At 76.5% G+C, this 1,436-nt stretch carries 1 protein-coding gene; it reads left to right on the forward strand.

Annotated features, from left to right (window positions below; genetic code table 11):
• A partial coding sequence (locus HW578_RS28335) for a proton-conducting transporter transmembrane domain-containing protein (protein ID WP_198373697.1) occupies nt 1-1,436 on the forward strand: 1,436 nt, incomplete at both ends.

Raw genomic sequence — 1,436 nt, forward strand, 5'->3', positions numbered from 1 at the left:
CCGCCGGGGCGCGGGCGGTGCATGGCGCGGTGGCGGTGGCGGGGCTGCTGCTGGCGGCGGGTGGGCTGGCCGGGCTGCTGGGCGCGCCCACCACCCTGGCGCTGCCTTTCGGGCCGCCCTGGGGGCCGGCGCGCCTGGCGCTCGATCCGCTCGCGGCCTGGTTCCTGGTCCCGGTCGGGCTCTCGGCGGCCTGCGCGGCGCTGTTCGCGCTGGGCGGGGTGCATGGGCCGGTCGCACCCAGGCTGCTGGTGCCCTGGCCGCTCTTCCTGGCCGGCATGGCGCTTTGCGTGCTGGCGGCGGACGGCTTCACCCTGCTGCTGGGGTTCGAGGCAATGTCCCTCGCCTCCTGGGTGCTGGTGGCGCATGACCATGCGCAGGCGGCGAACCGACGTGCCGCGCGCATCTACCTGGGCTTCGCGGGCTTCGGCGGGCTGGCGCTGATCCTGGCGCTGGGGCTGCTGGCCGGCGGGGCGGGGGATGTCGCCTTCGCGGCGCTGCGCGATGCGCCGCCGGAGGGCTGGCGCGCCGCCGCCGTGCTGGCGCTGGTGCTGGCCGGCGCGGGGTCGAAGGCCGGCCTGGCGCCGCTGCATGTCTGGCTGCCGATCGCGCATCCGGCGGCACCGAGCCATGTCTCGGCGGCGATGTCGGGGGCGATGACCAAGGTCGCGCTCTATGTGGTGGCGCGGTTCTGCTTCGACTTGATGGGGCCGGCGCAGCCCTTCTGGCTGGGGGCGCCGCTGCTGGCGCTGGGGGCGGCCTCCGCGGTGATCGGCGCGCTGCGGGCGAATCTCGAGGATGACACCAAGACCCTGCTGGCCTGCTCCACCATCGAGAATATCGGGCTGGTGGCGATCGGGCTCGGCCTGGCGCTGGCCTTCCGGGGGGCCGACCTGCCGGCGCTGGCGGCGCTGGCGGCGGGGGCGGCGCTGCTGCACGTGCTGAACCATGCGGTGTTCAAGACGCTGCTGTTCCTGGCGGCAGGCGAGGTGCTGCACGGCGCGGCCTCGCGTGCCATCGACCGGCTGGGGGGGCTGATCAATCGGATGCCGGTCACGGCCTGGGCGGCGCTGGTGGGGGTGGGGGCGGCGGCTGCACTGCCGCCGCTGTCGGGCTTCGCCTCGGAATGGCTGTTGTTGCAGGCACTGCTGGCGGCGTGGCGGGTGGGCGACCTGGCCTTCCAGATCGGCGTGGCGGCGGTGACGGCGCTGACCGCGCTGGCGGCCGCGCTGGCGGCGGCGGCGATGGTGCGCTTCTGGGGGCTGGTCTTCCTCGGGCGGCCGCGCACGCCGCGCGCGGCGGGGGCGGAGGAGAGCCGCGGCGCTGCGCGCTGGGCATTGCTGGTGCCCGCCGGGCTCACCGTGCTGTTCGGGCTGCTGCCGGGGGTGCTGCTGGACCTGGCGGAGCCGGCGCTGCGCGTCATGGCCGGGGCCGCGGCG

It is taken from the genome of Roseomonas rosulenta, assembly GCF_016106005.1.
In the GTDB taxonomy this organism is placed as follows: domain Bacteria; phylum Pseudomonadota; class Alphaproteobacteria; order Acetobacterales; family Acetobacteraceae; genus Neoroseomonas; species Neoroseomonas rosulenta.